Source organism: Fulvivirga ulvae (assembly GCF_021389975.1).
GTDB lineage: Bacteria > Bacteroidota > Bacteroidia > Cytophagales > Cyclobacteriaceae > Fulvivirga > Fulvivirga ulvae.
Genome location: NZ_CP089981.1, coordinates 5,973,251 through 5,999,295, shown reverse-complemented (window position 1 = coordinate 5,999,295; position 26,045 = coordinate 5,973,251). Strand labels below are relative to the sequence as shown.

At 40.7% G+C, this 26,045-nt stretch carries 25 protein-coding genes; 13 read left to right on the top strand and 12 right to left on the bottom strand.

The features are described from left to right. Positions 1 to 82: 82 nt before the first annotated feature. Positions 83 to 880 (top strand): M48 family metallopeptidase, encoded by a 798-nt coding sequence (locus LVD17_RS25115; RefSeq protein WP_233762554.1) that lies wholly within the window; start codon positions 83 to 85, stop codon positions 878 to 880. A 63-nt stretch (positions 881 to 943) separates the two neighbouring features. On the opposite strand, the gene LVD17_RS25110 is transcribed toward LVD17_RS25115, so the two are convergent. The 3 genes from LVD17_RS25110 to LVD17_RS25100 form a co-directional block, all read right to left on the bottom strand. Next, positions 944 to 1,360: a hypothetical protein gene (locus LVD17_RS25110; RefSeq protein ID WP_233762552.1), complete on the bottom strand. Its 417-nt coding sequence runs from the start codon at positions 1,358 to 1,360 to the stop codon at positions 944 to 946. Between the two features lie 442 nt (positions 1,361 to 1,802). After that, complete coding sequence (locus tag LVD17_RS25105) at positions 1,803 to 2,615, bottom strand: 3'-5' exonuclease (protein WP_233762550.1); 813 nt, start codon at positions 2,613 to 2,615, stop codon at positions 1,803 to 1,805. 18 nt (positions 2,616 to 2,633) lie between these two features. After that, complete coding sequence (locus tag LVD17_RS25100) at positions 2,634 to 4,001, bottom strand: UDP-N-acetylmuramate--L-alanine ligase (protein ID WP_233762548.1); 1,368 nt, start codon at positions 3,999 to 4,001, stop codon at positions 2,634 to 2,636. A 355-nt stretch (positions 4,002 to 4,356) separates the two neighbouring features. On the opposite strand from LVD17_RS25100, the gene dnaB reads away from it, so the two are divergent. From dnaB to LVD17_RS25085, 3 genes are all read left to right on the top strand, one after another. Next, positions 4,357 to 5,925 carry a replicative DNA helicase gene (dnaB, locus tag LVD17_RS25095; protein ID WP_370688778.1) on the top strand — a complete coding sequence of 523 codons (1,569 nt, stop codon included), beginning with the start codon at positions 4,357 to 4,359 and terminating at the stop codon, positions 5,923 to 5,925. 167 nt (positions 5,926 to 6,092) lie between these two features. Next, positions 6,093 to 6,497 carry a DUF4890 domain-containing protein gene (locus LVD17_RS25090; protein ID WP_233762546.1) on the top strand — a complete coding sequence of 135 codons (405 nt, stop codon included), beginning with the start codon at positions 6,093 to 6,095 and terminating at the stop codon, positions 6,495 to 6,497. 304 nt (positions 6,498 to 6,801) lie between these two features. After that, on the top strand, positions 6,802 to 7,794 hold the full coding sequence (locus LVD17_RS25085; protein WP_233762544.1) for a quinone oxidoreductase family protein: 993 nt from the start codon (positions 6,802 to 6,804) through the stop codon (positions 7,792 to 7,794). 222 nt (positions 7,795 to 8,016) lie between these two features. Here the strand turns inward: LVD17_RS25085 and LVD17_RS25080 are convergent, their stop codons facing one another. Beyond that, positions 8,017 to 8,343 carry a tetratricopeptide repeat protein gene (locus LVD17_RS25080; protein ID WP_233762542.1) on the bottom strand — a complete coding sequence of 109 codons (327 nt, stop codon included), beginning with the start codon at positions 8,341 to 8,343 and terminating at the stop codon, positions 8,017 to 8,019. Positions 8,344 to 8,437: 94 nt separating this feature from the next. Here LVD17_RS25080 and LVD17_RS25075 point away from each other — a divergent pair, with 94 nt between their 5' ends. The 4 genes from LVD17_RS25075 to LVD17_RS25060 are packed head-to-tail and all read left to right on the top strand — an operon-like array spanning position 8,438 to position 12,127. Then, positions 8,438 to 9,175 (top strand): electron transfer flavoprotein subunit beta/FixA family protein, encoded by a 738-nt coding sequence (locus LVD17_RS25075; protein WP_233762540.1) that lies wholly within the window; start codon positions 8,438 to 8,440, stop codon positions 9,173 to 9,175. Positions 9,176 to 9,212: 37 nt separating this feature from the next. Beyond that, positions 9,213 to 10,169: an electron transfer flavoprotein subunit alpha/FixB family protein gene (locus LVD17_RS25070; protein ID WP_233762538.1), complete on the top strand. Its 957-nt coding sequence runs from the start codon at positions 9,213 to 9,215 to the stop codon at positions 10,167 to 10,169. A 2-nt stretch (positions 10,170 to 10,171) separates the two neighbouring features. Next, complete coding sequence (locus LVD17_RS25065) at positions 10,172 to 10,777, top strand: bifunctional nuclease family protein (RefSeq protein WP_233762536.1); 606 nt, start codon at positions 10,172 to 10,174, stop codon at positions 10,775 to 10,777. A 60-nt stretch (positions 10,778 to 10,837) separates the two neighbouring features. Next, positions 10,838 to 12,127 (top strand): NupC/NupG family nucleoside CNT transporter, encoded by a 1,290-nt coding sequence (locus LVD17_RS25060; RefSeq protein ID WP_233762534.1) that lies wholly within the window; start codon positions 10,838 to 10,840, stop codon positions 12,125 to 12,127. 20 nt (positions 12,128 to 12,147) lie between these two features. Here the strand turns inward: LVD17_RS25060 and LVD17_RS25055 are convergent, their stop codons facing one another. After that, entirely contained in the window at positions 12,148 to 12,558 is a 411-nt protein-coding gene (locus LVD17_RS25055) for a DUF6146 family protein (protein ID WP_233762533.1), read from the bottom strand. 224 nt (positions 12,559 to 12,782) lie between these two features. Between LVD17_RS25055 and recQ the strand changes: the two genes are divergently transcribed. Continuing rightward, positions 12,783 to 14,942 carry a DNA helicase RecQ gene (gene recQ, locus LVD17_RS25050; RefSeq protein WP_233762531.1) on the top strand — a complete coding sequence of 720 codons (2,160 nt, stop codon included), beginning with the start codon at positions 12,783 to 12,785 and terminating at the stop codon, positions 14,940 to 14,942. Between the two features lie 89 nt (positions 14,943 to 15,031). Here the strand turns inward: recQ and pckA are convergent, their stop codons facing one another. Continuing rightward, the gene (gene pckA / locus LVD17_RS25045) at positions 15,032 to 16,639 is read right to left on the bottom strand and encodes a phosphoenolpyruvate carboxykinase (ATP) (protein ID WP_233762529.1); all 1,608 of its coding nucleotides are present in this window, start codon (positions 16,637 to 16,639) and stop codon (positions 15,032 to 15,034) included. A gap of 222 nt (positions 16,640 to 16,861) precedes the next feature. Here pckA and LVD17_RS25040 point away from each other — a divergent pair, with 222 nt between their 5' ends. The 3 genes from LVD17_RS25040 to LVD17_RS25030 all read left to right on the top strand — a co-directional run bounded on the left by LVD17_RS25040 (position 16,862) and on the right by LVD17_RS25030 (position 19,707). Further along, positions 16,862 to 18,616, top strand: coding sequence for a peptide MFS transporter (locus LVD17_RS25040; protein WP_233762527.1), 1,755 nt, complete (start codon positions 16,862 to 16,864; stop codon positions 18,614 to 18,616). A 116-nt stretch (positions 18,617 to 18,732) separates the two neighbouring features. Further along, the gene (locus tag LVD17_RS25035) at positions 18,733 to 19,281 is read left to right on the top strand and encodes a SiaB family protein kinase (protein ID WP_233762525.1); all 549 of its coding nucleotides are present in this window, start codon (positions 18,733 to 18,735) and stop codon (positions 19,279 to 19,281) included. A 42-nt stretch (positions 19,282 to 19,323) separates the two neighbouring features. Further along, positions 19,324 to 19,707, top strand: coding sequence for a DUF1987 domain-containing protein (locus LVD17_RS25030; RefSeq protein WP_233762523.1), 384 nt, complete (start codon positions 19,324 to 19,326; stop codon positions 19,705 to 19,707). A gap of 103 nt (positions 19,708 to 19,810) precedes the next feature. Here LVD17_RS25030 and groL read toward each other — a convergent pair whose 3' ends face one another. After that, on the bottom strand, positions 19,811 to 21,442 hold the full coding sequence (gene groL / locus LVD17_RS25025) for a chaperonin GroEL (protein WP_233762522.1): 1,632 nt from the start codon (positions 21,440 to 21,442) through the stop codon (positions 19,811 to 19,813). Between the two features lie 56 nt (positions 21,443 to 21,498). After that, positions 21,499 to 21,777 (bottom strand): co-chaperone GroES, encoded by a 279-nt coding sequence (gene groES / locus LVD17_RS25020; protein ID WP_202859550.1) that lies wholly within the window; start codon positions 21,775 to 21,777, stop codon positions 21,499 to 21,501. A gap of 289 nt (positions 21,778 to 22,066) precedes the next feature. Here groES and LVD17_RS25015 point away from each other — a divergent pair, with 289 nt between their 5' ends. Then, entirely contained in the window at positions 22,067 to 22,780 is a 714-nt protein-coding gene (locus tag LVD17_RS25015; RefSeq protein WP_233762520.1) for a hypothetical protein, read from the top strand. 50 nt (positions 22,781 to 22,830) lie between these two features. Here LVD17_RS25015 and secG read toward each other — a convergent pair whose 3' ends face one another. The 4 genes from secG to LVD17_RS24995 are packed head-to-tail and all read right to left on the bottom strand — an operon-like array spanning position 22,831 to position 26,035. Next, entirely contained in the window at positions 22,831 to 23,211 is a 381-nt protein-coding gene (gene secG / locus LVD17_RS25010) for a preprotein translocase subunit SecG (RefSeq protein ID WP_233762517.1), read from the bottom strand. Between the two features lie 15 nt (positions 23,212 to 23,226). Continuing rightward, positions 23,227 to 24,177 carry a DUF8458 domain-containing protein gene (locus LVD17_RS25005; RefSeq protein WP_233762515.1) on the bottom strand — a complete coding sequence of 317 codons (951 nt, stop codon included), beginning with the start codon at positions 24,175 to 24,177 and terminating at the stop codon, positions 23,227 to 23,229. Between the two features lie 57 nt (positions 24,178 to 24,234). After that, positions 24,235 to 24,765, bottom strand: coding sequence for an LptE family protein (locus LVD17_RS25000; RefSeq protein ID WP_233762513.1), 531 nt, complete (start codon positions 24,763 to 24,765; stop codon positions 24,235 to 24,237). Further along, positions 24,752 to 26,035: a sigma-54 interaction domain-containing protein gene (locus LVD17_RS24995; RefSeq protein WP_233762511.1), complete on the bottom strand. Its 1,284-nt coding sequence runs from the start codon at positions 26,033 to 26,035 to the stop codon at positions 24,752 to 24,754. The genes LVD17_RS25000 and LVD17_RS24995 overlap by 14 nt, the downstream gene beginning before the upstream one ends. Between the last annotated feature and the right edge of the window lie 10 nt (positions 26,036 to 26,045).

Sequence of the window (26,045 nt, the reverse complement as noted above, 5' to 3'; positions counted from 1 at the left end):
TGATTCTTTTGTTAAAATAATATGTATAAATTTATAATCCGTAAAGTTGGAAAATCTTTTATTTACAGAAAAAAATAAAGCCATGATTAAGAAAATAATAGTAATTTTTCTGCTAGGGCTATTTTTATATAGCTGTGCGACTGTTCCGGTAACCGGCAGAAGACAATTAAGCCTGGTGCCAAATTCTGAAATTCTGCCTTTGAGTTATGATCAGTATAGCCAGGTATTGAAAGAAAACAAACTGTCTGACAATCAGCAATGGACGGCGATGGTGAAAAACGCAGGGGAGAGAATAAAAGTGGCAGTGGAACAATACATGAAGCAAAAGGGACTGTCAGATCAACTTAGCGGATACTCCTGGGAGTTTAATCTGATAGAGTCTGAAACTGTAAATGCATGGTGCATGCCTGGCGGTAAAGTAGCCTTCTATACCGGCATTATGCCTATATGTAAAGATGAAAAAGGTGTAGCTGTAGTTATGGGACATGAAGTGGCTCATGCTATTGCGAATCATGGCCGTGAGCGTATGAGCGAGGGACTTGTCGCAAACCTTGGCTTGAGTTCGCTAAGTGCGGCAATGGGGCAGAATCCAACCATGACTCAGCAATTACTTCTGCAATCTGTAGGTATTGGTACGCAATTAGGTATGCTGAGCTTTTCGCGCACACACGAATCTGAGGCCGACGAAATAGGTCTTATATTCATGGCCATGGCCGGGTATGATCCGAGAGAGGCTCCTAAGTTTTGGGAAAGAATGTCTGCTCAGGGTAGTGGTCAGCGCCCTCCCGAATTTCTTTCTACACACCCTCATCCGGAAACGAGAATAGCTGATTTAAACAAAAGTATGGAAGAGGCATTGAAGTACTACAAGCCTCAGTAAGTATGATAAAATAAAGGGTTAACCCGATATCCAGGTTAACCCTTTATTAATTTTTGCTTTCCTTTAATATTGATCATCTTTAGCAGACCATTCCTCGTATTCCGCTATTTCTATATTACCATCCCGATCAGTATCCCATACGGTGAAGTTGCCTATGACCAATTCGTCTTCATCGAGAAGTTCATCATTATTGGTGTCCCAGTCGTTAAAATCACCATAAGAGTCATAGTCATACCCGTCAAAGTTATTGGTAACGCCTGATTGCCATTCATCTTCGTTGATAAACTCATCATTATCGAGATCCCAGTCATCATAATAACCAGCATCCGAAAATGTATTACCAAATTCATCCTGATCCACTAACTCATCCGCGTCGTCGTCCCAGTCATCAAATGCATAACGGTCATCATGCTGATTGTTACATGCTGTAAATACAAAGGCAAAGATCATCGTAAATATTGTTGCACTTAAAGTTTTCATGTCAAATTTATTTAGGTTCAACATTTATTTATAGTTAATATAATGGTTAAACAAAGTCATCCTGTGCACTGCGCACAGAGGCTTGAAGGTAAACTTTGTTCGTTTATTTAAGTTCGAGCATTGTTTGTTCCGGTAAGTAAAGCCGACTGATCAAGTCAGTTTCAATTCGGCACCATCCGTACCAAAGGATCTAAATACATATTCGAAATGGCTTCAAACTCCCTGCCTTAGAGGAGGGGTGGCTGCCGAAATTTCAGAAGTATGGGTGGTTCTGAGGTAAAAGTGCTGATAAATGCTATTTGAGTAGTATTAATAGCTAAAATCAAGAGGCGAAGTAAAGTGCGTTATCTTATAGATAGTGTTGGAGGGGAAATAAAGTCTGCAACGTGCGGTGGTATTTCCACTTTTACATGTTCCAAAGACATGTAAAAGTGGAAATTTATCACTTGCCAGTAAGCTTACTGAATGCCCGAAGCTTAATCTCGGTTAAGCGGCGTTTTGTATCCTGAGGGAAATCACCTTTCATCATCCATTCGTAGTAGCTGGGTTCTTTTCCAAATACCTCAACAACTGATCTGTTTCTATGCTTTCCAAAGTTAAAGCATTCTATACCATCTTTCAGGATAATACGTCCGGCGAGGTCAACCATATTAGAGGCAGTAAGGTCATGCAAAGCCTGGACATCATTTTTTAGAACACCCAGTTTTTTACCAAGGTTGTCCACTACGTCCTGTCCTTCATATTTTTCAACCTGGGCCATCAGTACCTCAAAAGTTGCGAGCGTGTCTGCTTCTGCACTATGGGCGCCATCAAGTTCTTTATCGCAATAAAACTTATATGCTGCAGATAGCGTCCTTTTCTCCATCATATGAAAGATTTTCTGTGCATCTACTAACTTTCTTTTGCTGACATCAAAGTCAACACCTGCGCGTAAAAACTCTTCGACCAGCATAGGTACATCAAACTTCAAAATATTGAAGCCTGCCAGATCCGAACCTTCTAGGAACTTAGCCAGACTCTTTGCAATATTTTTAAACGTAGGAAGATCTTTTACATCCTCATCATAGATGCCATGGATCAGACTTGTTTCGTGAGGTATGGGGATAGTAGGGTTAACTTTTGAAGTCTTCGTTATGGTTTCTCCATTGGGCATTACTTTTACCACTGATAGCTCCACTATTCGATCACTGACCACATTGGTACCCGTGGTTTCAAGGTCAAAAAATGTTAGCGGGTTTCTTAGCTTTAAATTCATGAAAAGTGTGTTAAATAATTAGTTTAGCAAAGTTGGCAACTTTTCAAAGTCGAGATCATTAAATGTACCTGAACTCATCATTAAAAGGTTTTTATCTGTCCAGTCCTCTTTTTGCAAGAAATCCAGCATCTCATCAATGTTGTCAAATACATTGATATCAGGGTCGTTGAATCCTTTTTTAATATCATCTTTCGAAATAGGATCGAGACGTTTATGGGCAATCGTTGCCGGATTGTAATAAATAACCGCCACATTGGCACACTTCATAGTGCCATTATACTCCTTTAGAAAGTCTTTGTTCAGGCTGCTAAAGGTGTGTAATTCAAGGCAGGCAACCAGGTCTCTTTCCGGATATTGTTCTTTTACAGCAAGTGTGGTGGCACGTACTTTAGACGGAGCATGAGCGTAGTCCTTTATAATGGCGGTGCTGTCGTTTTCTTTGACGTATTCCAGCCTTTTAGCCGCTCCCTGAAAACTCTGGATTGCAAGGTAGAACTGGTCTTCTGAAATACCGATCTTCTTTAATACCTCTTTTGCACCATTAATGTTCTGAAGGTTATGTTTACCAAATAGTTTGATAGGGATGTTTTCATTGCCATAGGTTAGTAACGTTGTGCCATTTTCGATGATATACGGATGCGTTTTATAACCAATGCCGAGTACATCTTCTCTTTCCTTGCTGCCAATGACTGTTGCCATAGGATCTTCTTCACAGAAAATCAAAGTACCGCCTTTTGGGGAGGCATCAGCAAACTTGTCAAACTGCCTTACATACTTTTCTTCAGAAGGGAATACATTAATATGGTCCCATGCAACTCCACTTATAAGCCCTATATGATGATGATATTTTAGGAATTTTGGAGAATCATCAATCGGGGAGGAAAGATACTCATCACCTTCTATGATGATAACGGGGGCATCGGAAAGCTGCACCATAGTATCAAAGCCCTCGATCTGGGCTCCTACAGCAAAGTCAAACTTACGGTTAAAAAATTTGAGCACATGTATAATGATGGAGGTAATAGTGGTTTTTCCATGACTTCCTGCTATTACTACCCGCTGTTTGTCCTGAGATTGCTCATAAAGATAGTCCGGGAATGAATATATTTTTATCCCAAGCTCTTTAGCTCTTAGCAGTTCAGGGTTGTCCTTTCTTGCATGCATCCCCAGGATCACAGCATCCAGATCGGTAGTGATCCTGTCAGGATTCCAACCCTCTTCTTTGGGTAAAAGGCCATGCTTCCCCAATTTACTTTTTGAGGGTTCGAAGATCTCATCGTCTGAACCGCTGATATTATATCCTTTTTTGTGTAAAGCGATGGCAAGATTATGCATGATGCTGCCACCTATGGCGATAAAGTGTATATTCTGTGAGTTACTATCCATTGAGTGCTTAAGATTAATGGCCAAAAATAAGATAAAAAATATAAAACGGGGATACAATTTTTATCTTTAACGGTATGTTGATAACTGTGTGGATAAATTATTATTTTGTGAATAATGAATTGATTTTTCCACAATTTTGTTGGATTGATGTGGATAAAGGGTGTGGATAAATCTGAAAACCTGTTCAATCCTTACCCATTTTTTAGTTGTATTCTATATAGGCAAATGTTTTGTGTGCACTACTCAAAAAGTGGGAGCTGGAATTAACGAAATTGCTAGAACCCATTTTTATTTTTACGTTTGAGTTGCCAATCAATTATTACAACAACCACTACAATTAACTACTAGTTATTACATGGAAAACAAGTCATCGCTGCGGGTAGGTCATAAGTCTAACAGATTAACGGTAGACATGAATGAGGGGCTCGGGAAATTACCCCCGCAGGCGCTGGATTTGGAAGATGCGGTACTTGGTGCATTAATGCTTGAAAAAGACGCACTTACTACTGTTATTGATATCCTTAAGCCTGACAGTTTTTATTCGGATGCTCACAAGGAAATTTACAGGGCAATCGTTGAATTATTCAACAATTCTGAGCCTGTGGATATGCGAACCGTAGCGAACCAGCTAAGGAAGAATGGCAAGCTGGAGATGGCGGGCGGTTCATATTACATAGCAGAACTTACATCTAAAGTGAGCTCGGCTGCCAACGTTGAGTACCACGCCAGGATAGTCACCGAGATGTCTATCAAGCGCGAGCTTATCCGTGTTGCATCCGAGATCCAGCACGATGCTTACGAAGACACCTCCGATGTTTTTCAGCTACTTGATAAGACGGAGCAGGCACTGTTTGAGATCTCCGAGTCTAACATCAGAAAAAATTTCGACAATATGCGGTCCCTGATGGCTCAGGCTATCCAGGAATTGGAGGAAAGAAAAAACCACAAAGACGGGCTAACCGGTGTGCCGAGTGGGTTCTCAGCCCTCGACAGGGTTACATCAGGTTGGCAGCGGTCAGATCTCATTATTATTGCTGCCCGTCCTGCGATGGGTAAAACGGCTTTTGTGGTTTCTGCCTTACGTAATGCGGCCGTAGAATTTAACCATGCAGCAGCTATATTCTCCCTGGAGATGTCTTCCGTGCAGTTGGTAAACAGGCTTATCTCTGCCGAGGCAGAACTTGAAAGTGAAAAAATTAAAAAAGGTAATCTGGCGGGCTATGAGTGGGAACAGCTTATCCACAAAACGAATAAATTAAGTAATGCGCCCATTTTCATCGATGATACTCCTGCACTATCCATTCTGGAACTAAGGGCTAAGTGTCGAAGGCTCAAAGCGCAGCATGATATACAACTGATAGTAATCGACTACCTGCAGTTGATGAGCGGTGACAGTTCTAAAGGAGGTGGTAACCGTGAGCAAGAGATTGCGTCTATTTCAAGGGCATTGAAAGGAATTGCCAAGGAGCTTAACGTACCGGTAATTGCGCTTTCCCAGTTAAGCCGGGCCGTGGAAACGCGGGGCGGAGACAAAAGACCTCAACTATCTGATTTGAGGGAATCGGGTTCTATTGAGCAGGATGCAGATATGGTAATGTTCCTCTACAGACCGGAATATTATGGCATTACCGAGGATGAAAATGGTATGCCTACTATTGGAATGGGAGAGGTTATCATAGCCAAGCACAGAAACGGTTCTCTTGAGAATGTCCCACTTAAGTTTATCGGTAAGTTCACCAAGTTTGCCGATCTTGACACTGGTGGTTTTTCAGGAGGAGATTTCCCTTCAGGTGGAGGCATTCCTTCTGAGTTTGATGATTCTGCAGGTACGATAACTTTGGGAAGTCGCCTGAATGAAGATAAGGGAGGCTCCGGCGGAAGTTTTGGGAGCTTTGATGATGGCGACGAAGATGCCCCTTTCTAAATTCTAAAATTTACAATTTCTGATCTACAGTTCTTGATCTGCAGTTCACTGCTTTTAGTGATATTTTTAGCTTGCCGGTTATTTAGCTGTACTAACCGGTTACTGCTATTCCGGTATGTCGTTTGCGTTCAACTACTGTATAAGTTGAACAAAATGATATTTAAATTATGAAAACATTAAAGCTTATTGTGCTGGCATTGCTTCTGCCGATGTTTGCTATGGCGCAAAATAAAGATCAGATAGAAAAAAGGATTGAAAAGACGGCTTCCAAACAGACCAATTGGATGAAAAGTAACCTGAAACTTAATGGTGATCAACTGGAGGATGTGAGGGAGATCAACCTCAAATATGTGGAAAAACGTGAAGAAGTTTTCATGGAAAAGGAGAGCAAGGAGAACAAATGGGAGGAGCTGGAAGAAAACTGGAATGAACAAATGAGCGAATTACAGGACGTTCTGGATGAAAACCAATATGCGAAATTAGCCCGTGTAAAGACTGAGTGGTATAATGAAATGAAGACCCGTTGGCAAAATGATGACCGGCAGGAGAGAGATGATGGCGGGATTGATTAAATGAATTGTTAATAACAAATAACCTTGAGTCATGTTGAGATGTTCAGCATGACTTTTTTATTTTATTGGATCATTCGAGTGCGTTTAGTATTAAATATAATTCCCAGATATTTTGATCTGCCCATTAAGGTATCGTGCTTTTCATTATCTTTATTTAACAAACGATTCCATTGTAAGGTATGTGAAGTAGAAGAGAAGCGAGATCAGGATACAGACTTTGTGGCAGGAGGGTATTTAATGTATCCGATCTCCGTTCTGAAAAATTGACTTTTGATCTGATTTTATAAAACGAACATAATAATTGATGAAAGGACTAGTATTAACATCTCCGGGAAAAATCGAGATAGCAGAACTTGAAAAACCACAGCTGGACCAGTCGCAGATATTGGTAAAGTTACAGGCTGCAGCACTAAACAAAAGAGATCAGTTTATTCGTGAAGGTAAGTACCCAAATATCCAGTTGAATTCCGTGCTCGGGTCTGATGGAGTGGGAGAAGTGGTAGAAGTGGGAAGTAAAAGCCATAAGAAATGGATAGGCAAAACTGTGGTCATAAATCCTAATATTGATTGGGGAGACAATCCGGATGTTCAGTCGAGGAGCTATTCTATTTTAGGTATGCCACAGCATGGTACGTTTGCAGAGTACGTGGCGATAGGTGCTGACAGAGTGCATGAGTCGCCTGGGCATCTGGAGCCTGAAGAAGCAGCGGCATTGCCTTTGGGAGGACTTACCGCCTACAGGGCATGCTTCCGCCATGGAAAAATAAAGGCTAATGACAATGTTTTGATATCTGGTTTTGGAGGGGGTGTTGCCCAGTTTGCTTTTCAGTTTGCCCTGGCGGCCGAAGCTAATGTATACGTGACATCCGGAAAGAAGGAGAAATTGAATGCTGCATTGAAAATGGGTGCGGCGGGAGCCTACAATTATAAGAGTAAAGACTGGTACAAAAACCTATGGCAAACCAAGGGAGGATTTGATGTGGTGATTGACAGTGCCGGGGGTGATCAGATCAACAATTTTCTTAAAATAATGAGGCCCGGAGGAAGGGTAGTTTTTTACGGCGCTACCAATGGGTTGCCCACTACGCTTGACCTCTACAGGATGTTTTGGAATCAATTGTCATTGCAAGGGTCAACCATGGGAAACGACGAAGAGTTTAAGGCTATGCTGAATTTTGTAAGCAAGAAAAAAATCAAACCTGTAATTGATTCTGTAAGGCCGTTTGATGAAATCGTATCAGCTTTTGACGATATTGCAAGTGCGACCAAATCAGGAAAGTTAGTTGTTAGATTTTGATTTAGATAAATATATTCAAAATACTGATTATTAGTAATATATAATTCAAGATACTAAAAATATTAGTAGAAATTAGTGCAGCTTTATGCTTCAGAAAAGATGTTTCTGGCTACTTGAAGAAGAACAAATTGATCGACGATCAGTTTCAGAAAAACAATTTGCTACGGAAAGTTGAGAGACACGAATTTGTTTTTTAAGGGATGAAGATGTTGGCTTTACCTCCTATTCATCTTCTTCGAAAAGTAGTTCATTGTAGGCGTTTTGAAGTTCGCGAAGAGACAGAGCGTTCCCTTGTTTTTTTGCGAGTTCAATTCCGTTTTCAAAAGTCTGTTTGGCCAGGGGTATAAGCTCCAGTTGCTGGTACAGTTGAGCGGCATGGTAGTAGGTAGGGAGGTAGTCGGGATGGTCAGTGAGCAGCTGCTCGTAGTATGTCCTTGATTTGTCAATGTCGCCGGACCTGTACTCAGTGGCTATAGCATACAGGGTGAAAGGGTCGTTAGGGTCTTCTTTTAGAAAATCAAGCAGTTGATTTAATCGTGATGAATTCATTTATGATACAATTTTTATTTGCTCCATTATTCATTATCTTCACGGCAAAAATAATAGGTAAATCAAAGAACAATCTAAATAGTTCCAATTTTAAATGAAGATATTAGTTTGCATAACCCATGTACCTGATACAACATCCCGTATCACGTTCACCGATGGTGACACCAAATTTGACACTAATGGAGTTCAGTTTATCATAGGGCCCTATGATGATTATGCCCTTGCCCGTGCAGTAGAGTTGAAAGAGCAATTAGGCGGATCAATAACTGTTTTAAATGTAGGAGGTGCCGAGACTGAACCAACTATTCGCAAAGCTCTGGCTATCGGTGCAGATGATGCCATCAGAGTTAATGCAGAACCTAAAGATTCATTTTTTGTTGCAGAGCAGATTGCCAATGCAGCCAAGGATGGCGGATACGATTTAATACTTATGGGACGTGAGTCTATCGACTTCAACGGCGGAATGGTTCATGGTATGGTAGGCGAGCTGCTTGGATTACCATCAATTTCTCCTGTGATGACCCTGGATATTGAAGGAGATACTGCAAAGATGACAAGGGAAATTGAAGGAGGTAAGGAATATCTGGAAGTAAAGCTTCCGTTTGTTGCCGGTTGCCAGGAGCCAATTGCTGAATGGAAAATCCCTAACATGAGAGGGATTATGTCGGCAAGAACAAAACCATTAAATGTGGTGGAGCCTTCAGGAAATGGAGAAAACACCAGGCTAGAGAAGTATGAATTGCCACCTGCCAAGGGAGAAGTGAAGATGATAGATGCCGATAACGTAGGAGAGTTGGTAAGTTTGTTGAAAAATGAAGCCAAGGTAATCTAAGTTTAAATCAGTATTAACTCATTAAGAAAAATATCAAATGTCAATATTAGTTTTTGTAGAAAGTGCCGAAGGTCAGGTAAAGAAGACCTCAATAGAAGCTGTGGCTTATGCAGCAGCTATGGGAGGTGATGTTACAGCCATAGCCCTGGGTAATAATGTAGACAGTTCTGAATTAGAGAAATTAGGAAATTTCGGTGCCTCAAAGGTACTTCACGTTGATGATGAAAGATTAAATCAGGGAGTGATTCAGGCTTATTCTTCAATTCTGGCCAAAGCCATGGCAGATACCGGAGCGGAAGTACTGGTATTAGCCAATTCAGCTTTGGGTAACCCTGTTTCTGCCAGAGTATCTGTGAAGGTAGGGGCAAGCCTCGTTTCTAATGTTACAGATCTGCCTGATACATCGTCAGGGTTTAAAGTGAAAAGAAGCATCTACACAGGTAAAGCTTTTGCCAATGTAGAACTTACCAATGACAAGAAAATACTGGCCATTAAAAAGAATGCGGCGGAGATTAAGGAGACTGGTGGTTCTGCGACTGTGGAAAAATACAGTGCTGACCTTAATGATGGCGATTTTGGAGCTAAAATAACCAAGACTGATAAAGCAACCGGAGAGGTACTTTTACCCGAGGCTGAAATCGTTGTTTCAGGAGGAAGAGGACTTAAAGGTCCGGAAAACTGGGGAATGATTGAAGATCTGGCAAAAGAGTTGGGTGCCGCCACAGGTTGTAGCAAGCCTGTTTCTGATATGGACTGGAGACCTCATCACGAGCACGTAGGACAGACAGGTGTTAAGGTAAGCCCTCAGTTGTATATTGCAGTAGGAATATCAGGAGCTATACAACATCTTGCTGGTGTTAACTCTTCTAAGTATATTGTTGTTATAAATAAAGACCCTGAAGCCCCCTTCTTTAAGGCGGCAGATTACGGCATAGTAGGGGATGCATTTGAAATAGTACCTAAGTTCACCGAAGCACTAAGAGCAGCGAAGTAATTTTGGATAAGATAAAATTAGAAATACTAGGACTTTCGTCAAGCCAATCCCAATCAGGGTCTTTTGCCCTTGTACTGGGAGAGATAGAAGGTAGCAGAAGATTACCTATCATCATCGGCATGTTTGAGGCTCAGGCCATTGCCATTGAGATAGAAAAAATCATACCGAACAGGCCTATGACCCATGACCTGTTCAAGTCTTTTGCACAAAGCTTTGAGTACAAAGTGGAGGAGATAATAATCTCCGATCTGAAGGAAGGAGTGTTTTTTGCAAAGATAGTTTGCAGTAACGGCACAAAGAGCATTGAAATAGATGCAAGACCATCAGATGCTATCGCTATAGGGTTAAGGTTTGACTCACCGATTTACACCTATGAATCAATATTGGCAGAAGCTGGTATAGTTCTTACGGATGAGTCGGAAGACGACATAGCTGAGATAAAAAGTGAGATCAAATCATCTTCTGCTAAGAAGCAAAGCGCTTCTAAAAGTGATGACTTGAAGAACTTTTCAGTAGATAAATTAAATGAACTACTCAACGAAGCCATCGAGAAAGAAGATTATGAAAAGGCGGCAAAGATCAGAGATGAGTTGAGTCGTAGAAACTAATACTAAATCACATCAGAGGGCCTTTCTAGCCAATAGAAAGGCCTTTTTGCGTTTAATAAAATGGACTATATAAGAGGGTTAATAGGACTGACCGTTCTGATCGGCATGGCATTCCTTTTTTCGAAAAACAGAAAAGCTATTGACTGGCGGTTGGTTGGGATAGGCGTACTTCTGCAGATAATTTTCGCCATACTCATTACCAAAGTAAGCTTTGTTGCTGCAGGCTTTGACTGGATAAGCGACAAGTTTGTTACCTTTCTAAGTTTTTCAGGTGATGGTGCTGCGTTCCTTTTTGGAGATTTGGTCAAAGTAGATAAATTCGGATTTATATTTGCCTTTCAGGTATTGCCCACTGTTATTTTCTTCTCTACCGTTTCTGCTGGCCTTTACTATCTTGGTGTACTTCAGAAAATTGTTTATGGCATTGCCTGGATCATGGCCCGAACGATGCGGCTGTCTGGTGCGGAGAGCTTATCTGCAGCAGGAAATATCTTCCTGGGGCAAACAGAAGCCCCTCTGCTGGTAAGGCCTTTTGTGAAAAATATGACAACCTCTGAGCTTATGTGCCTGATGACTGGCGGGATGGCGACCATTGCCGGAGGAGTGTTGGCCGGGTATGTTGCTTTCCTGGGTGGTGATGATCCCGCTGAGCGTGCTAAGTATGCAGCCTACCTTTTGAGTGCCTCTATAATGAATGCACCGGCCGCTATTGTACTCGCAAAAATTGTAATACCTGAAACGCGCCCTGAGGAGATTGATTCTGACCTGAGAGTTAGTAAGGAAAGCCTTGGAGTCAATCTCATTGATTCATTGGCACAGGGCGCAGCCGATGGCTTAAAGCTAGCTTTGAATATTGGAGGTATGCTGCTTGCTTTCATAGCCATAATTTTTGCACTGAATTGGATACTGGTGGATGGAATAGGGGAGTGGACGGGGCTTAACAGCTTCGTAGTAGCAAGTACAGATGGCGCCTTTAAAGGTTTTTCCCTGGAGTATATTCTTGGACAGGTATTTCGTTTGTTTGCCTTTGCCATGGGAGTAAACTGGGATGAAGCTCTGAGTGTAGGGAGTTTACTGGGGCAAAAAATCGTAATCAATGAATTTGTGGCCTATCTTAGCCTGGCAGACCTTAAAGCGTCGGGAATACTAAGCGACAAGGCCATAGTGATTTCAACTTATGCACTCTGTGGTTTTGCAAATTTTAGCTCCATAGCTATTCAGATAGGAGGTATTGGAGGTATGGCGCCTAACAGGCAGGGAGACTTATCAAGATTAGGTATGCGAGCCCTTTTTGCGGCTACTTTGGCCACCATGATGACGGCAACTATTGCCGGTGCTTTATTTGGTTAATTGCTCTTTGGGCTATCAGGTTAATAAGGGAAGTTATACCGGTTGCCATAAGTATCTTCTATGTAACGGAAGTAGTTATATAGCTGGTAATTAAGCTCAAGTCCGTAATCTATGGAAGGGTCATAGTTAATGCGGTTTTCAAATGGATAATTGATGGTATTGTAACGTCCCTGTTGACTTACTTTTTCATTCCATGCTCTTACATACCTTGCATTTTGTTGTTCGTAGAACGAAAGGGTATGATAGTTAATAGGTCTTCGGTTTATTGAAAACCACCGGTCATAGCCGGAATCTATTATTGTTAACTCATACTCGTCATCATTCTCTGCCTTCGACAGAATGTTGGATCCCTGACTCTTCGTGCCTGTGCCCTGATATGATTGGCAGCCTGAAATGATGAAAGTGGCAAGAACTAATGTCAAAAGTCTCATTTCTCCTCCTTTTTCTTTATAAACATATAAAAATTGGCTTTTGTTGCCGAAAAACAGCTAAACAGGGAAGAGCTGACCCTGAGGTTCAGAAATAACAGGGAGGAGTGACATTCTTTATTCTCAGAGGAAAGGATATTTTAAAACTTTTGCACGCGGGGTGGCTTTAATTTCCATTTATATGTATCATTGGCTCCCCATTATTTAATCACATCTAAACTTACTTCATGAAAGCACCTACCGACCCTAAGGACGTATTAAAGAAATATTTTGGATACACAAAATTCCGACATAGGCAGGAGCAAATTATAGCCCACGTATTAGACCAAAAAGACAGTCTGGTACTTATGCCGACTGGTGGGGGCAAGTCACTTTGTTATCAGGTTCCTGCATTGATATTTGACGGCCTTACCCTGGTGGTATCTCCTTTGATAGCCCTAATGAAAGATCAGGTTGATGCACTTAAACTTAATGGAATAAAAGCAGCCTATTTAAACTCAGCATTATCAGCAAGCCAGCAGTCTGAAGTTATTAATCAACTCAAAAACAGCGAATTGAAGCTGCTGTATTTGGCCCCGGAGCGTTTAATTGGCAGTGATGGAGAGTTTATTAAGTTTCTACAGACACTGAAGGTTTCAATGATTGCCATTGATGAGGCTCACTGTATTTCTCAATGGGGACATGACTTTCGCCCTGAGTATACGCAGCTTTCTAAGCTCAAGGCTAACTTTCCCGGGACTCCTGTCATAGCCCTTACAGCCACTGCTGACCGGTTAACCAAGGAGGACATTCTGAAGCAACTGAAGCTTGATAAACCTGCTATATTTTTATCTAGCTTCAACAGGGAGAATATTCATTATTTCGTAGCTCCCAAACGCGAAAGCTATGCTCAGCTTCTTGACTTTCTTAAAAACCACGAAGGAGAATCAGGTATTATTTATACACTTTCACGAGCTTCGGCAGAAGGTCTGGCAGCGAGTCTAAAGGCTGATGGTTATGATGTACTTCCTTACCATGCCGGCCTGGAAAGAGAGCTGAGAGATAAGCATCAGGACATGTTCATAAAAGATGAAGTGAAAATTATTACGGCCACCATTGCTTTTGGAATGGGAATAGATAAGTCCAATGTGCGTTTTGTAGTGCACATGGACCTTCCCAAGAATATTGAGGGTTATTATCAGGAGACGGGCAGAGCAGGGCGTGATGGCCTCAAGAGCGATGCCCTGCTCTTCTATAGCTATGCTGACGTTATGAAATTGCAGAGGTTTGTCGAGGTTGAAAGCAATGAGCAGCAGTCCAGGATCATGCTTAAAAAGCTTCATGAAATGGCAGAGTATGGCGATCTGCGAACCTGCCGTCGCAAATATTTGCTTAATTATTTTGATGAGGAAGCTGACAATAATTGTGGAAGCTGCGATATCTGTCTTAATGACAGAGAACGATTTGACGGAACTGTGATAGCTCAAAAGGCCTTGTCGGCGGTGGCACGCCTTGAACAAAAGTTTGGTGCCGGTTATGTTATTGATATCCTCAAAGGATCAAGATCTGAGAAAATAAGGGAAGAGCACAAGCAACTCAAGACGTACGGAGTAGGCGCCGATCTTACTAAAACAGAATGGAGTCATTATATTAAAGACCTTTTGTATCTCGGGCTTTTGAATAAAACCAATGCACAATTTCCTGTACTCAGGCTGACAGAAAAAAGTCTTCCTGTACTGAAAGGTGAGGAGAAGGTAATGTTGTATAAGGTATCAGAAACTATATATCAGTCTTCCGGTAAGCCACAGCAGGAATTACCCATGGAAGCCTCACTTTTTGACCATCTAAAATTGTTGCGTAAAAGATTTGCGGTGAGTGAAAATGTGCCGCCTTATATCATATTTTCAGATGCTACCTTGCAAGAGCTGGCTACTTATCTGCCTCAGAATATGGAAGACCTGAAAGAGATCTCTGGTTTCGGAGCTGTTAAACTGGAGAAGTATGGAGAGGCTTTTCTTGAAAAGGTAATTGAATATTGTGCTTCAAGGAAGCTAAAAACTCAAATGGACCAAAAGCAGAGAAAGCGCAAGAGGAAGAGCAACCTGAATACACCGACTAAGTTAGAGTCTCTTAGGCTTCTTCGGGAGAAGAATACACTGGAAGAGATTGCTGAAAAACGAGGGTTGTCCGTATCAACAATAGAGAGCCACCTTAATGACTGCGTTCTGGAAGGCTTAATAGATATATTGGAACTTATGCCCCAGGCGCTGATTGATGAGATCACACCCGCTATTATGGAGAATACCGTGCCCGGAATTAAACCAGTCAAGGAAAAATTAAGAGATGATATTACCTATGGGCAGATCAGGGCGGTATATAATTTTTTACAGTGTAAAGGTGTTGTGTGAGGCTTTGCAGACATTTAGAAGTTTTGCCGAAAAAAAGGGCTGATCAAAACTGACCAGCCCCTGACATTTGTTGAAAGAATAAAATTTTACTACGCACTAACTTTTGCAGTTGGTGCAGCTGCAAGGATTTCTTCATTTGCATTTTCTGCAAACTTTTCAAAGTTCTTGTTAAATGCATTTGCAAGGTCGTTGGCCTTCAGATCATAAGCTTCCTTGTCCGCCCATGTGTTTTTAGGATTTAATACACTTTCAGGGACGTTAGGGCAGGTCTTAGGCATGTTGAGTCCAAAGATTTCATGCTTCTCGTATTCAACGTCGTTGAGATCACCATTAAGGGCTGCGGTGATCAGGCCTCTGGTTATTTTGAGACTCATTCTGCTTCCGATACCATAAGGGCCACCAGACCAACCGGTGTTTACCAACCATACATTAACCCCAGCATCCTGCATCTTTTTACTCAGCATCTCCGCATATTTAGTAGGGTGCAATGGCATAAACGGTGCCCCGAAGCAAGCTGAGAAAGCAGTTACCGGCTCTGTAATACCAGCTTCTGTACCGGCAACCTTTGCCGTGTAGCCGGAAATAAAGTGGAATGCAGCCTGCCCTGGAGTGAGTTTGGAGATTGGAGGCAAAACACCATAAGCATCACATGTTAGGAAGAATATATTTTTAGGATTCTTTCCGATTGAAGGCTCAGCAATATTGTTGATATGGTAGATCGGATAGCTAACCCTGGTATTTTCAGTTTTAGATCCGTCTTTGTAGTCAACATCGCCATTTTTGATTACTACATTTTCAAGTAGTGCACCTTCTTTAATTGCTTTGTATATATCTGGTTCTTTCTCCTCAGAAAGGTCTATTACTTTTGCATAGCAACCACCCTCGAAGTTAAATACTGTATTTTCATTTGACCATCCATGTTCGTCATCACCTATAAGCTTTCTGGCCGGGTCGGCTGATAAAGTAGTTTTGCCTGTACCGGAGAGCCCGAAGAAAATGGCTGTATCACCTTGCTCGCCCATATTGGCAGAGCAATGCATTGATAATGTATTTTTTTGATGAGGTAAAACGAAATTGAGTGCAGAGAAAATTCCTTTTTTGATCTCGCCGGTATATCCAGTTCCTCCCACAAGGGCAATTTTCTTTTTAAAATTCAATATGGCAAAATTATGCTGCCTGGTACCATCTACGGCTGGGTCAGCTTTAAAGCCAGGGGCATTAATTACCAGCCACTCATGTTCAAATGATTTGATTTCATCTTCAGTAGGCCTTAAAAACATGTTGTAAACAAACATATTAGACCAGGAGTACTCATTTACAACACGTATATTTGTTCTGTAATTAGGGTCAGCACAAGCATAGGCATCTCTTACATAAATTTCTTTACCTGACAGGTAATCAACCATTTTGTTATAAAGCTGGTCAAACTTATCGGCATCAAACGGAATGTTGATATTTCCCCACCAAACTGCTTCTTCAGTTATTTCATCCTTAACAATAAACCTGTCCTTGGGTGAGCGCCCTGTAAACTCACCTGTGTCAACGGAAATTGCACCTGATGCCGTTTTTACAGCCTGACCTTCCTCAACAGCGATTTCCGCCAATTTTTCCGGAGATAGATTCCAATGCGCAGTAGAATCCTTAATTCCAAGCTTTTCAACAGAAGCTTTCTCCGATTTTATCCCTAATTCTTGCATGATTAAGATTTGATTTAAATTCCTTGTCGATTTAAAATTTAAGACAACAAAAATAACAAATTGTTTACTTCATTAATAGGATAATTTGATATTTCAATCGTTTGCGTGATGATGAGCGCCTGTAATCATATCCGTGCTTGCCGAACATATAATTATAATTTGCTTATCTAAATGAACAATGTTAGCTTTAGCGGTATTTTTTGCACGAACTATTAAATTAATATGTCAAATTTATCAATTAATCATCCTGATCATGCGGCCAATGGAAAGCAGTTGTTTGGCCATCCGGTCGGGCTATATATCCTGTTTTTCACTGAGTTATGGGAGAGATTCTCCTATTACGGAATGCGCGCCCTGTTTGTTTTATTCCTTACGGCGTCTGTAACTGCCGAAAACTCCGGCTTTGGCTGGGATAGTAGTAAAGCTCTTGAACTATACGGTTGGTATACCATGATGGTATATGTAGCTTCCATTCCCGGAGGTATTTTGGCAGATAAGGTTTTCGGACAAAAGAAGATGGTCGTTATTGGGGGTATCCTGCTCTGTATTGGTCATGGTATTTTGGCCATTGAGGCTGTTTGGGCATGGTATGCAGGTATTACCTTGATTGTTCTGGGTGTTGGGGGGTTAAAACCCAATATTTCTACAATGGTAGGCGGGCTTTACAAGCAGAAAGATGAAAGAAGGGACATTGCATTTACTATTTTTTATATAGGTATTAATATTGGTGCATTTTTGGCCGGGTTGATCATTGGACCACTCGGTGAAAATGTAAACTGGCACTTTGGATTCGGGCTTGCCGGAGCAGGTATGGTTGTAGGGCAGATATTGTTCATATGGGGAACCAGATTTCTTAAGGGCGTAGGAGAGGTCGACAAGGGAGAGGAAACTTTTGGGGCAGAATCAAAATCTAATGAACCATCGTACCTTTCAAAGCTGATGGGCAACGTTGCGGCATTGGTGGCAAACGTGGTGGTATTTTTAGCCGGAGCTTATCTCTTATTTAATGGCACCATAGGATACGGATTACTGGTAATGGGTGTATCATTTTTTGTAGGCTTTTTTATTGTTATGCTCTCAGAGCTGGAAGGCAAGGAGCGAGACAGGGTTGTGGTACTTATTCTCAGTTATCTTATCGTAATTGTTTTCTGGGGTGCTTTCGAGCAAGCGGGTGGATTGATGAATCTTTATGCGAGTGAGAAAACTGACAGGCTGATCTCCATACTAAACCTTGATATAATCTTTGGAGTTGCCATACTAGGATTGACGGTAAGAGGCATCTATTCAAAGTTAAAAAAGGCCAACAGCACATTTTGGTTTTTTGGTGCAGGGTTCTTATTGCTAACTTTTGTACTGCTAAGAATGCTGGTGTTTACGGTACCCAATCCTGAAACACCTGAAGGTTTTTACACGGTTCCGGCAACTGTATTTCAATCCGTTAATTCATTTTTCATATTTACCTTAGGTACACTGGTTGCATTCTACTGGTATAATAGAAAAATGAAAGGTAAGGAATCCAGTTCACTGTTTAAGATGGCCATAGGCGTTATTATAATGGGGCTTGGGTTTACCTTCATGAGCATTGCTACGAAAGAAGTGGGCACCAATGGCAGTGCTATGTATTGGCTGATTTTCGCCTATATGTTTCACACCATAGGAGAGCTTTGTACTTCGCCTGTTGCCATGTCATTCATAACAAAGCTGGCACCTGCAAAATATGTGTCTATTATGATGGGATTTTATTTTGCAGCTACCGGATTTGGAAACAAGCTGGCCGGAGAGTTGGGAGAGTTGTCAACCAGTGCCGGAGAATTCGAAGTATTTACCGGAATAACTATCTTTTGTGTAGTGTTTGGTGCACTGGTTATAGCCTTACTGAAACCGCTAAAGAGGCTAACCCATGGAGCCGAAGATGCTTCTCCCGAGGTAGCTATTGAAGAGGAAGGTTACTCCAGAAAGGACAAAGTAGAGGTCTAAAAAGAAAAACTTATAAAAAGCTCAGATGTATTTCTGAGCTTTTTTTATAATAAATAATGAACTACGGGATATTTTGCTACAAAATATTGTTATATTCACAACTTATACTGTAGTTAATGAATATCAGTACGTTTGATATTAAACAGCGCTATGCGCAACTCACCAGGGATAGCACAGTCTTTAGTTACTTAGGTAATCTTTCTACTGCTGACCTTAATACAGTTTTGAAAAGTATTGAACTGCTACTCTCAGCCAATTACTCATCAAAAGGCCTCCAAAAGAAACTTTTCAATTTGCTGATAGAGATCACACAGAATCTATATAATTATTTAAAAAGCCCTGTGCTTGAGGATAGGACAGAGGTATTCATTGTCGTTTTAGAATGCGAAAATACACATAAAATTAAAACCGGTAACTTTTTGCTTACTCGTGAAATAGCTAGTATCCGATCCAGGATTGAAATGGTGAACGCATTGAACAATGAAGAGCTCAAAGAGCTATACAGAGGTATTTTAGATGTCGGGATACCTTCGCATGGCGGAGGTGCGGGGCTTGGCCTGATTGACCTGGCCAGAAAGTCTGGAAGGAAATTGTCATATAACTTTGAGGAAATTGATGAGAAATTTTCTTTTTTTACCTTAGAAGTAACCTTTGCAAATTCGTAAATTAGGATACTTATTTAATCTGAAACATTCAAGTCATTAATAATGGATAATTATACATTAATTCCTTCACCAAAAACTCCACGGTTATACTTTAATGCCCAGAATGGTGATTTTGAAATTTCCGGCAGATCTATCCCTGAAAATTCTATTGAATTTTATAAACCCTTGCTGGAATGGCTGGATGAATATGAGAAAAAACCTCAACCTGAAACCAAGCTGCATGTAAATCTTGAATACTTTAATACAAGCTCGTCTAAATGTCTTGTAGAAATACTCAGAAAGCTGGAGAAGGTAAATGAACATCATAATGTGAAAGTATTCTGGCATTATGAAGAGGAAGATGAAGATATGATGGAATCTGGTGAAGATTTCAAAAAGATATTAAAACTACCCATTGAGTTAGTGGTGGTCAAAGGGGGAGGGTGAGCACTGATCAGCTCAGTAAAAGCCTAAAATGATTTCAATATGGCTAAATAAAAAGGCTTCGCTATTTGCGAAGCCTTTTTATTTGTGATCTGATGTTTTATTATTACATCATGCCTGGCATACCGCCACCACCTGGCATAGGGTGTCCGCCACCATCTTCTTCAGGAAGGTCTGCTACTACAGCCTCTGTAGTTAATAGTAAACCTGCGATAGATGCAGCGTTTTCCAGGGCCAGACGCGTAACTTTAGTAGGATCGATAACACCAGCGGCAAACATGTTCTCATATTTGTTATCTCTGGCATTGTAACCAAAGTCATCTTTACCTTCTCTTATTTTCTGTACAATTACAGAACCTTCAAGACCGGCATTCTGCACTATAGTTCTCAATGGAGCTTCAAGGGCCAATCTTACGATATTAACACCAGTAGTTTGGTCCTCGTTGCTTGTTTTTACGTCATCAAGTACTTCGATTGCTCTGATAAGTGCTACACCACCACCAGCAACAACACCTTCCTGTACGGCAGCTCTGGTAGCATGCAAAGCATCATCTACTCTGTCTTTTTTCTCTTTCATTTCCACTTCAGTAGCAGCACCAATGTAGAGGATAGCTACACCTCCGGAAAGCTTGGCAAGTCTTTCCTGAAGCTTTTCTTTATCATAATCTGAAGTAGTGTTCTCGATCTGAGATTTAATCTGAGCAATTCTTGCCTGAATATCTTCTTTTTTACCAGCACCGTTAACGATTGTAGTGTTATCCTTATCAATGTTGATTTTTTCAGCAGTACCCAGGTAGTCAAGAGTAGCGTTTTCCAGCTTGTAGCCTCTTTCTTCAGAGATTACCGTACCACCTGTAAGAACAGCGATATCCTCAAGCATTGCCTTTCTTCTGTCACCAAAACCAGGAGCTTTAACAGCTGCAATTTTCAGTGCACCTCTTATTTTGTTTACAACTAAAGTAGCAAGAGCTTCACCATCTACATCTTCAGCAATGATCAATAAAGGTTTTCCTGTTTGAGCGCTTGCTTCCAGGATAGGAAGTAGCTCCTTCATTGAGGATATCTTTTTATCGCAGATCAGTACGTAAGGGTTCTCCAGCTCTGCTTCCATGTTTTCAGTGTTGGTAACAAAGTAAGGAGATAAATAACCTCTGTCAAACTGCATACCTTCTACAGTCTTAACTTCGGTTTCTGTGCCTCTGGCTTCTTCAACAGTGATAACACCATCCTTACCAACTTTTTCCATTGCATTGGCAATCATTTCACCAATTTCAGAATCATTGTTGGCAGAAATAGTACCTACCTGAGCAATTTCATTAGAGGTTTTGATTGTTTTTGACTGCTTGTTAAGGTTTTCAACAACAGCGTTAACAGCTTTGTCGATACCTCTTTTAAGATCCATTGGGTTAGCTCCTGCAGCTACGTTTTTAATACCATGAGCAAAGATGGCCTGAGCTAATACAGTAGCTGTTGTAGTACCGTCACCGGCGTCGTCAGCAGTTTTAGAGGCAACTTCTTTTACCAGTTGAGCTCCCATATTTTCAACTGCATCTTCCAAATCGATGTCTTTTGCAACAGATACACCGTCTTTAGTTACAGTTGGTGCACCAAACTTTTTATCAAGGATTACATTTCTACCTTTTGGTCCTAAGGTCACCTTTACGGCATCAGCTAGAGCGTCAACGCCTTTCTTCAGCTTTTCACGGGCAGATGTGTTAAATAATATTTCTTTAGCCATAATTTTTCAAATTTTGTGTTTTTTTGAATGAATTTTCAACTGTTTGATTTAAACAATTAAACTATTGCAAATATGTCAGACTCTCTCATGATAAGATACTCTTTACCATCAACAGTGATCTCAGTTCCGGCATATTTGCCATAAAGTACTTCATCACCTTCCTTAACAGTTAAAGGCTCATCTTTTTTGCCATTACCCACTGCAATTACTTTTCCTTTTTGAGGTTTTTCCTTGGCAGTGTCAGGGATAATAATACCTGATGCTGTTTTTTCTTCAGCGGCAGCAGCTTCTACAAGAACTCTGTCTGCAAGAGGTTTGATATTTACTTTTGACATTTTAGTTATAGGTTTAATAATTAAACTTTTTAAGTCTTTGTATGTCGGAGCTATTACATGATTTGTGCCAATGCCAAACGAGATAAAAAAAAAGACATTTTTGCAGAAGTACACCAGTTTTTTGTAGACACTTGGCAGACTCCTGTCATTATTTCACTGAGAGAAGCATGGCATAATGTCAGGCATGTTGCGAATGACGGCATTTATTTGTATATTCTCCATTTAGAAGAAGAAAATCATATCTCTTTAATTGTTATATAGTTAAGTAAAGGATTAGAATAAGAAGGATATGGATAAACTTAGTAATGACTGGTTAACAGATGGACTTATTGATTTTGAGTACAAGAAGTATGTACTACTTGCTTATTTCAAAAAGGTAAGAAATTCATTTCAGCAACAGGAATTGTACCCTATACTTGGTGACCTTGTTTTTCATTATAATAACTTAATTGCCTTTAAAAACAATCATGAATCCCTAAAGAAAAATTTTCCTAAAGAACTGTCGGGGATGGATTTTGAAAAACTGGAATTGACTTACAGGAAAATTGTAGAGGATGATGAGCTGATGAACGAAATCGGTGATATTATTAACTATGCACTTCCACTCTTTAAAGGATCTTTGTCGGAAGGAAAGCAAATATATGAATTTGTTGAAAGTAACTGTGAAGTGACGCCGGTGGGTCTGCTTCCATTGTATACAGATGAGGGGTATTTTTTTATAAGTCATAGCCCGTCCTCTCAAACGAGAGTTTACAGGTATCAGCTTACATTTCTTGAAACGTCGGAAGAAAAATACAGAGGGATACACACTACCTTAATTGATAGTTTATGGCGCGGGATGGGAGATACGTACGAGAGTATGAAGATTGGGTTGACCAGAAGGTTCAAAGATATGCCAAATCCGGCGACATTTTTAATTTATTCTAAAGTAAGATTTCCATATATCTCTACGCTTGAACCGGTCGCCAAGCGCCTTCTGATCAGGTATATCTCTAAGGCGTAAAAAAACGGTCACCTTTTGAGTGACCGTTTATATCTTAATTATTATCTGAATTATTCCACGCTATCAGATTCGCCAGAGATATCTTCAAGTCCCGTATTTTCACCGGATCCGGCATCATCTCCTTCAACTCCAAGATCAAGAGAAGGTAAAGCACCTCCTTCTTCCTGAGCTCTGTCTCTGAATTCGTCAGTGGGTCCTTGTTTTTCTTTCAATACAAAGCTTGTGGAAAGAGTAAGCACAAAGATAGCAATAGCAAAACCCCAGGTTAGTTTCTCTAACAGGTCACCTGTTTTTTTAACACCTATCATGTTACTTGCACCTGCTCCGCCAAACTGACTGGAAAGCCCTCCGCCTTTTGAGTTTTGAGCTAAAATTACCAATACCAGCAATACAGCGGTTAAAATTATTAAACTTAAAATAAGTGTAAACATTATTTGACCTTATGATTATTTTTGCAATTCTTCAATTCGAGACGCAAAGTAAGCCTTTTTTTGCGGAAACTTCCAAATTAATTTTTTATAAATATCAATAGCCTTACTTTTCTTTCCCTGATTAATGAAAATCTGTGCCAGATTTTCTGAGACAAGGTCTTCATTAAAGGCTGTACTGGCTTCGGAGAGATCAGGCTGATTCTCAGTAGTTTTTAAAGGTTTGGCAGTAATACTGGGCTCTTTGCTGATAAAGTTTTCTATGATTTCCTTTTGCTTATCATGAGCCACCCGTTTCGGTCCTCTTTTGGATGGCTTAGGAATAACCGCGTCAGGCTCTTTTTCAGCTTTTTCTTTAGTAGTTTTCTTTTTGGTTCTGGATGTTTTCTTCTTTTTCTTTTCAGGAGAAGTTTTTGTCTCTTTTACAGATGATTTAGCTTCTTTTGCTTTTGTGTCCGAGCTTTTTTTTGCTGTACTTTTCTTCTCTGTCTCGGTACCTCTTGATTTTTTTTTCGCTTTAGCAGGCCCTTTTTTTATTTCCGTAGGAGAAGTATCTTCCAGCCATTGCATATAAGAAGCTTTGCTTCTTCTGAGGTTTTCAAGGTCCGAAAGCACTGCATCTCTGATTTTATCGGCATCCTGGTCGTATACATCCGGGCTTACAGTAATATGATGGTTGTCAACCATTTCTGCAGAAGCAGTTTCTTCAACGGCTTCAGCAACAGCAGTCAGCACGGGCTGTTCCTGAATAATTTCTTTTAACACATGCCTGTCCGTTGCATAAAATGCAGCATAATGTAAGGTTTGCTCTGCTATTTCAGTTTTTGCATCATGATTTGCCTTAGCCACAAGGGTATGAATAACCTGGCTGTAAGGGTAGTTTTTTGCAAGGTCGTGCAGCTTATTCCTGTCTTCACCGGGAATATTGTGATAGTCCTTTAGTATTTTTATGAATCGTTGTTTATTCAAAGCCGCAGATTTTGTTGACTTCCAGTTTAACGTTAGTGAGTAAAAATATATCAAAAATTACCAATTGGCAACCGAGGCATTGAATATATCCAAAATTATTTGGTCAAATATTTCCTGAAGCAGTTGATCTTCAATAGTTGTAAGATTTTGATTACTATCGAAGTCGCTGTAAAAAGAGAATGAGCGGTTTTCAAAGTTAAACTGATCATCCTGTGTATTTATATATGTAGCTTGTACAGTGATTGTCAGCCTGGTTAATGCCGAGGTACTACCTCCAAGTTGGTCGTTATTAGTAGCTGTGGGAGCTATTGGGGTTAGCCTGTATCCTGTTATTACACCTTCCAATTGAAGCTCTCCGTCCGATTCCACCAGTGTTAGGTTCGTATTGGATTGGTAATAATCTCTCAATTCATTGGAGAAAGTCTGAGCCATATCGGGAGGCCCACCCTCAGCGTCATTATAAAACATTTCGATAGAAATAGTTTCGGCCGTAATTGCCACCCCGGTAAATGAATAGACGCCGCACCCACCCAGTAAAATCACGGGAAACATCAGAGCCAACAGGATTATTCGATTATAGGTCTTCAAGTTCGTATTGTTTGATTTTTCTATACAAAGTCCGTTCCGAAATGCCCAAATCTTTGGCTGCGTACTTTCTTTTATTATTATTTTTTCTTAATGCTCTGATTATCAGTTCTTTTTCTTTCTTTTCAATAGACAAGGATTCGTCTTCTTCTGTCTCGTGGGAAATATCCTGAATATCGGCATCTCCATTGTCATAGGACTGACCTCTGTCTGAGGCGCCCGAATTGATATTAAGTAATACAGGCTTTTCTAATGGAGGAGGTGTCTGTTCAATGTTGTTATTATCCAGCCCTTCAAATAGTTCACTATGGTCTTCAATTACCTGACTGGCTGACCCTTCGCTTTGCAGAGCTTCAAGAACAAATTTCTTAAGGTCGTTCATGTCTTTTTTCATATCAAAAAGAACCTTATAAAGTAAGTCGCGTTCGGAAAGTCCCTGTTTTTCTTTATCCGGATCGCGGTATAGAGCGGGAAGCTGGCTCTGATCCTTTGGCAGGTAGTGCAGCAAGGTTTCAGAATCGATTGATTTGTTTTCGGTAGACAGCACCGAAATTTGCTCGGTGAGGTTTTTCAGCTGCCTGATATTGCCGGGAAATCTGTACTTAAGTAATATTTCCTTGGCATCTTCTGTGAGTGAAATAGGCTTTACTCTGTACTTTTCAGCAAAATCGGTGGCAAACTTTCTGAACAGTAGCAGGATATCTTCACCTCTGTCGCGCAAAGGGGGCACATAGATAGGTACTGTGCTTAACCTATAGTACAGATCCTCTCTGAACTTGCCCTCTTCGACATTTTTCATCAGATTAACATTGGTAGCAGCTACTACCCGAACATCAGTTTTCTGAACTTTGGAAGATCCTACTTTAATAAATTCGCCATTTTCCAGCACCCTCAATAGGCGGGCTTGTGTACCCAGGGGCATTTCACCTATTTCATCAAGGAAGATGGTGCCACCATTGGAAACTTCAAAATAACCCTTTCTGGCTTCATGGGCACCAGTAAATGATCCCTTCTCATGACCGAAAAGCTCAGAATCGATAGTGCCTTCGGGTATTGACCCACAGTTAATAGCAATGAACTGGTTATGTTTCCGCGGGCTTATATGATGAATGATCTTGCTGAACGATTCTTTTCCGCTTCCACTTTCTCCGGTTATCAGCACCGACATATCGGTAGGAGCCACCTGAGCTGCTACCTGTATGGCATGATTAAGCAATGCTGAGTTGCCTATAATCCCAAATCGCTGCTTTATGCTTAAAATATCAAAATCCATAAGTTATTGA

Excerpts from the sequence above, each read along its gene's own strand:
- LVD17_RS25115 (WP_233762554.1), top strand. The coding sequence starts at position 83 with ATGATTAAGAAAATAATAGTAATTTTTCTGCTAGGGCTATTTTTATAT.
- recQ (WP_233762531.1), top strand. The coding sequence starts at position 12,783 with ATGAAAGCACCTACCGACCCTAAGGACGTATTAAAGAAATATTTTGGA.
- LVD17_RS25040 (WP_233762527.1), top strand. The coding sequence starts at position 16,862 with ATGTCAAATTTATCAATTAATCATCCTGATCATGCGGCCAATGGAAAG.
- LVD17_RS25060 (WP_233762534.1), top strand. The coding sequence starts at position 10,838 with ATGGACTATATAAGAGGGTTAATAGGACTGACCGTTCTGATCGGCATG.
- pckA (WP_233762529.1), bottom strand. The coding sequence starts at position 16,639 with ATGCAAGAATTAGGGATAAAATCGGAGAAAGCTTCTGTTGAAAAGCTT.
- LVD17_RS25070 (WP_233762538.1), top strand. The coding sequence starts at position 9,213 with ATGTCAATATTAGTTTTTGTAGAAAGTGCCGAAGGTCAGGTAAAGAAG.
- LVD17_RS25100 (WP_233762548.1), bottom strand. The coding sequence starts at position 4,001 with ATGGATAGTAACTCACAGAATATACACTTTATCGCCATAGGTGGCAGC.
- LVD17_RS24995 (WP_233762511.1), bottom strand. The coding sequence starts at position 26,035 with ATGGATTTTGATATTTTAAGCATAAAGCAGCGATTTGGGATTATAGGC.
- LVD17_RS25015 (WP_233762520.1), top strand. The coding sequence starts at position 22,067 with ATGGATAAACTTAGTAATGACTGGTTAACAGATGGACTTATTGATTTT.
- LVD17_RS25055 (WP_233762533.1), bottom strand. The coding sequence starts at position 12,558 with ATGAGACTTTTGACATTAGTTCTTGCCACTTTCATCATTTCAGGCTGC.
- LVD17_RS25080 (WP_233762542.1), bottom strand. The coding sequence starts at position 8,343 with ATGAATTCATCACGATTAAATCAACTGCTTGATTTTCTAAAAGAAGAC.
- LVD17_RS25030 (WP_233762523.1), top strand. The coding sequence starts at position 19,324 with ATGGATAATTATACATTAATTCCTTCACCAAAAACTCCACGGTTATAC.
- LVD17_RS25085 (WP_233762544.1), top strand. The coding sequence starts at position 6,802 with ATGAAAGGACTAGTATTAACATCTCCGGGAAAAATCGAGATAGCAGAA.
- LVD17_RS25105 (WP_233762550.1), bottom strand. The coding sequence starts at position 2,615 with ATGAATTTAAAGCTAAGAAACCCGCTAACATTTTTTGACCTTGAAACC.
- dnaB (WP_370688778.1), top strand. The coding sequence starts at position 4,357 with ATGGAAAACAAGTCATCGCTGCGGGTAGGTCATAAGTCTAACAGATTA.
- LVD17_RS25035 (WP_233762525.1), top strand. The coding sequence starts at position 18,733 with ATGAATATCAGTACGTTTGATATTAAACAGCGCTATGCGCAACTCACC.
- LVD17_RS25090 (WP_233762546.1), top strand. The coding sequence starts at position 6,093 with ATGAAAACATTAAAGCTTATTGTGCTGGCATTGCTTCTGCCGATGTTT.
- groES (WP_202859550.1), bottom strand. The coding sequence starts at position 21,777 with ATGTCAAAAGTAAATATCAAACCTCTTGCAGACAGAGTTCTTGTAGAA.
- LVD17_RS25075 (WP_233762540.1), top strand. The coding sequence starts at position 8,438 with ATGAAGATATTAGTTTGCATAACCCATGTACCTGATACAACATCCCGT.
- groL (WP_233762522.1), bottom strand. The coding sequence starts at position 21,442 with ATGGCTAAAGAAATATTATTTAACACATCTGCCCGTGAAAAGCTGAAG.
- LVD17_RS25110 (WP_233762552.1), bottom strand. The coding sequence starts at position 1,360 with ATGAAAACTTTAAGTGCAACAATATTTACGATGATCTTTGCCTTTGTA.
- secG (WP_233762517.1), bottom strand. The coding sequence starts at position 23,211 with ATGTTTACACTTATTTTAAGTTTAATAATTTTAACCGCTGTATTGCTG.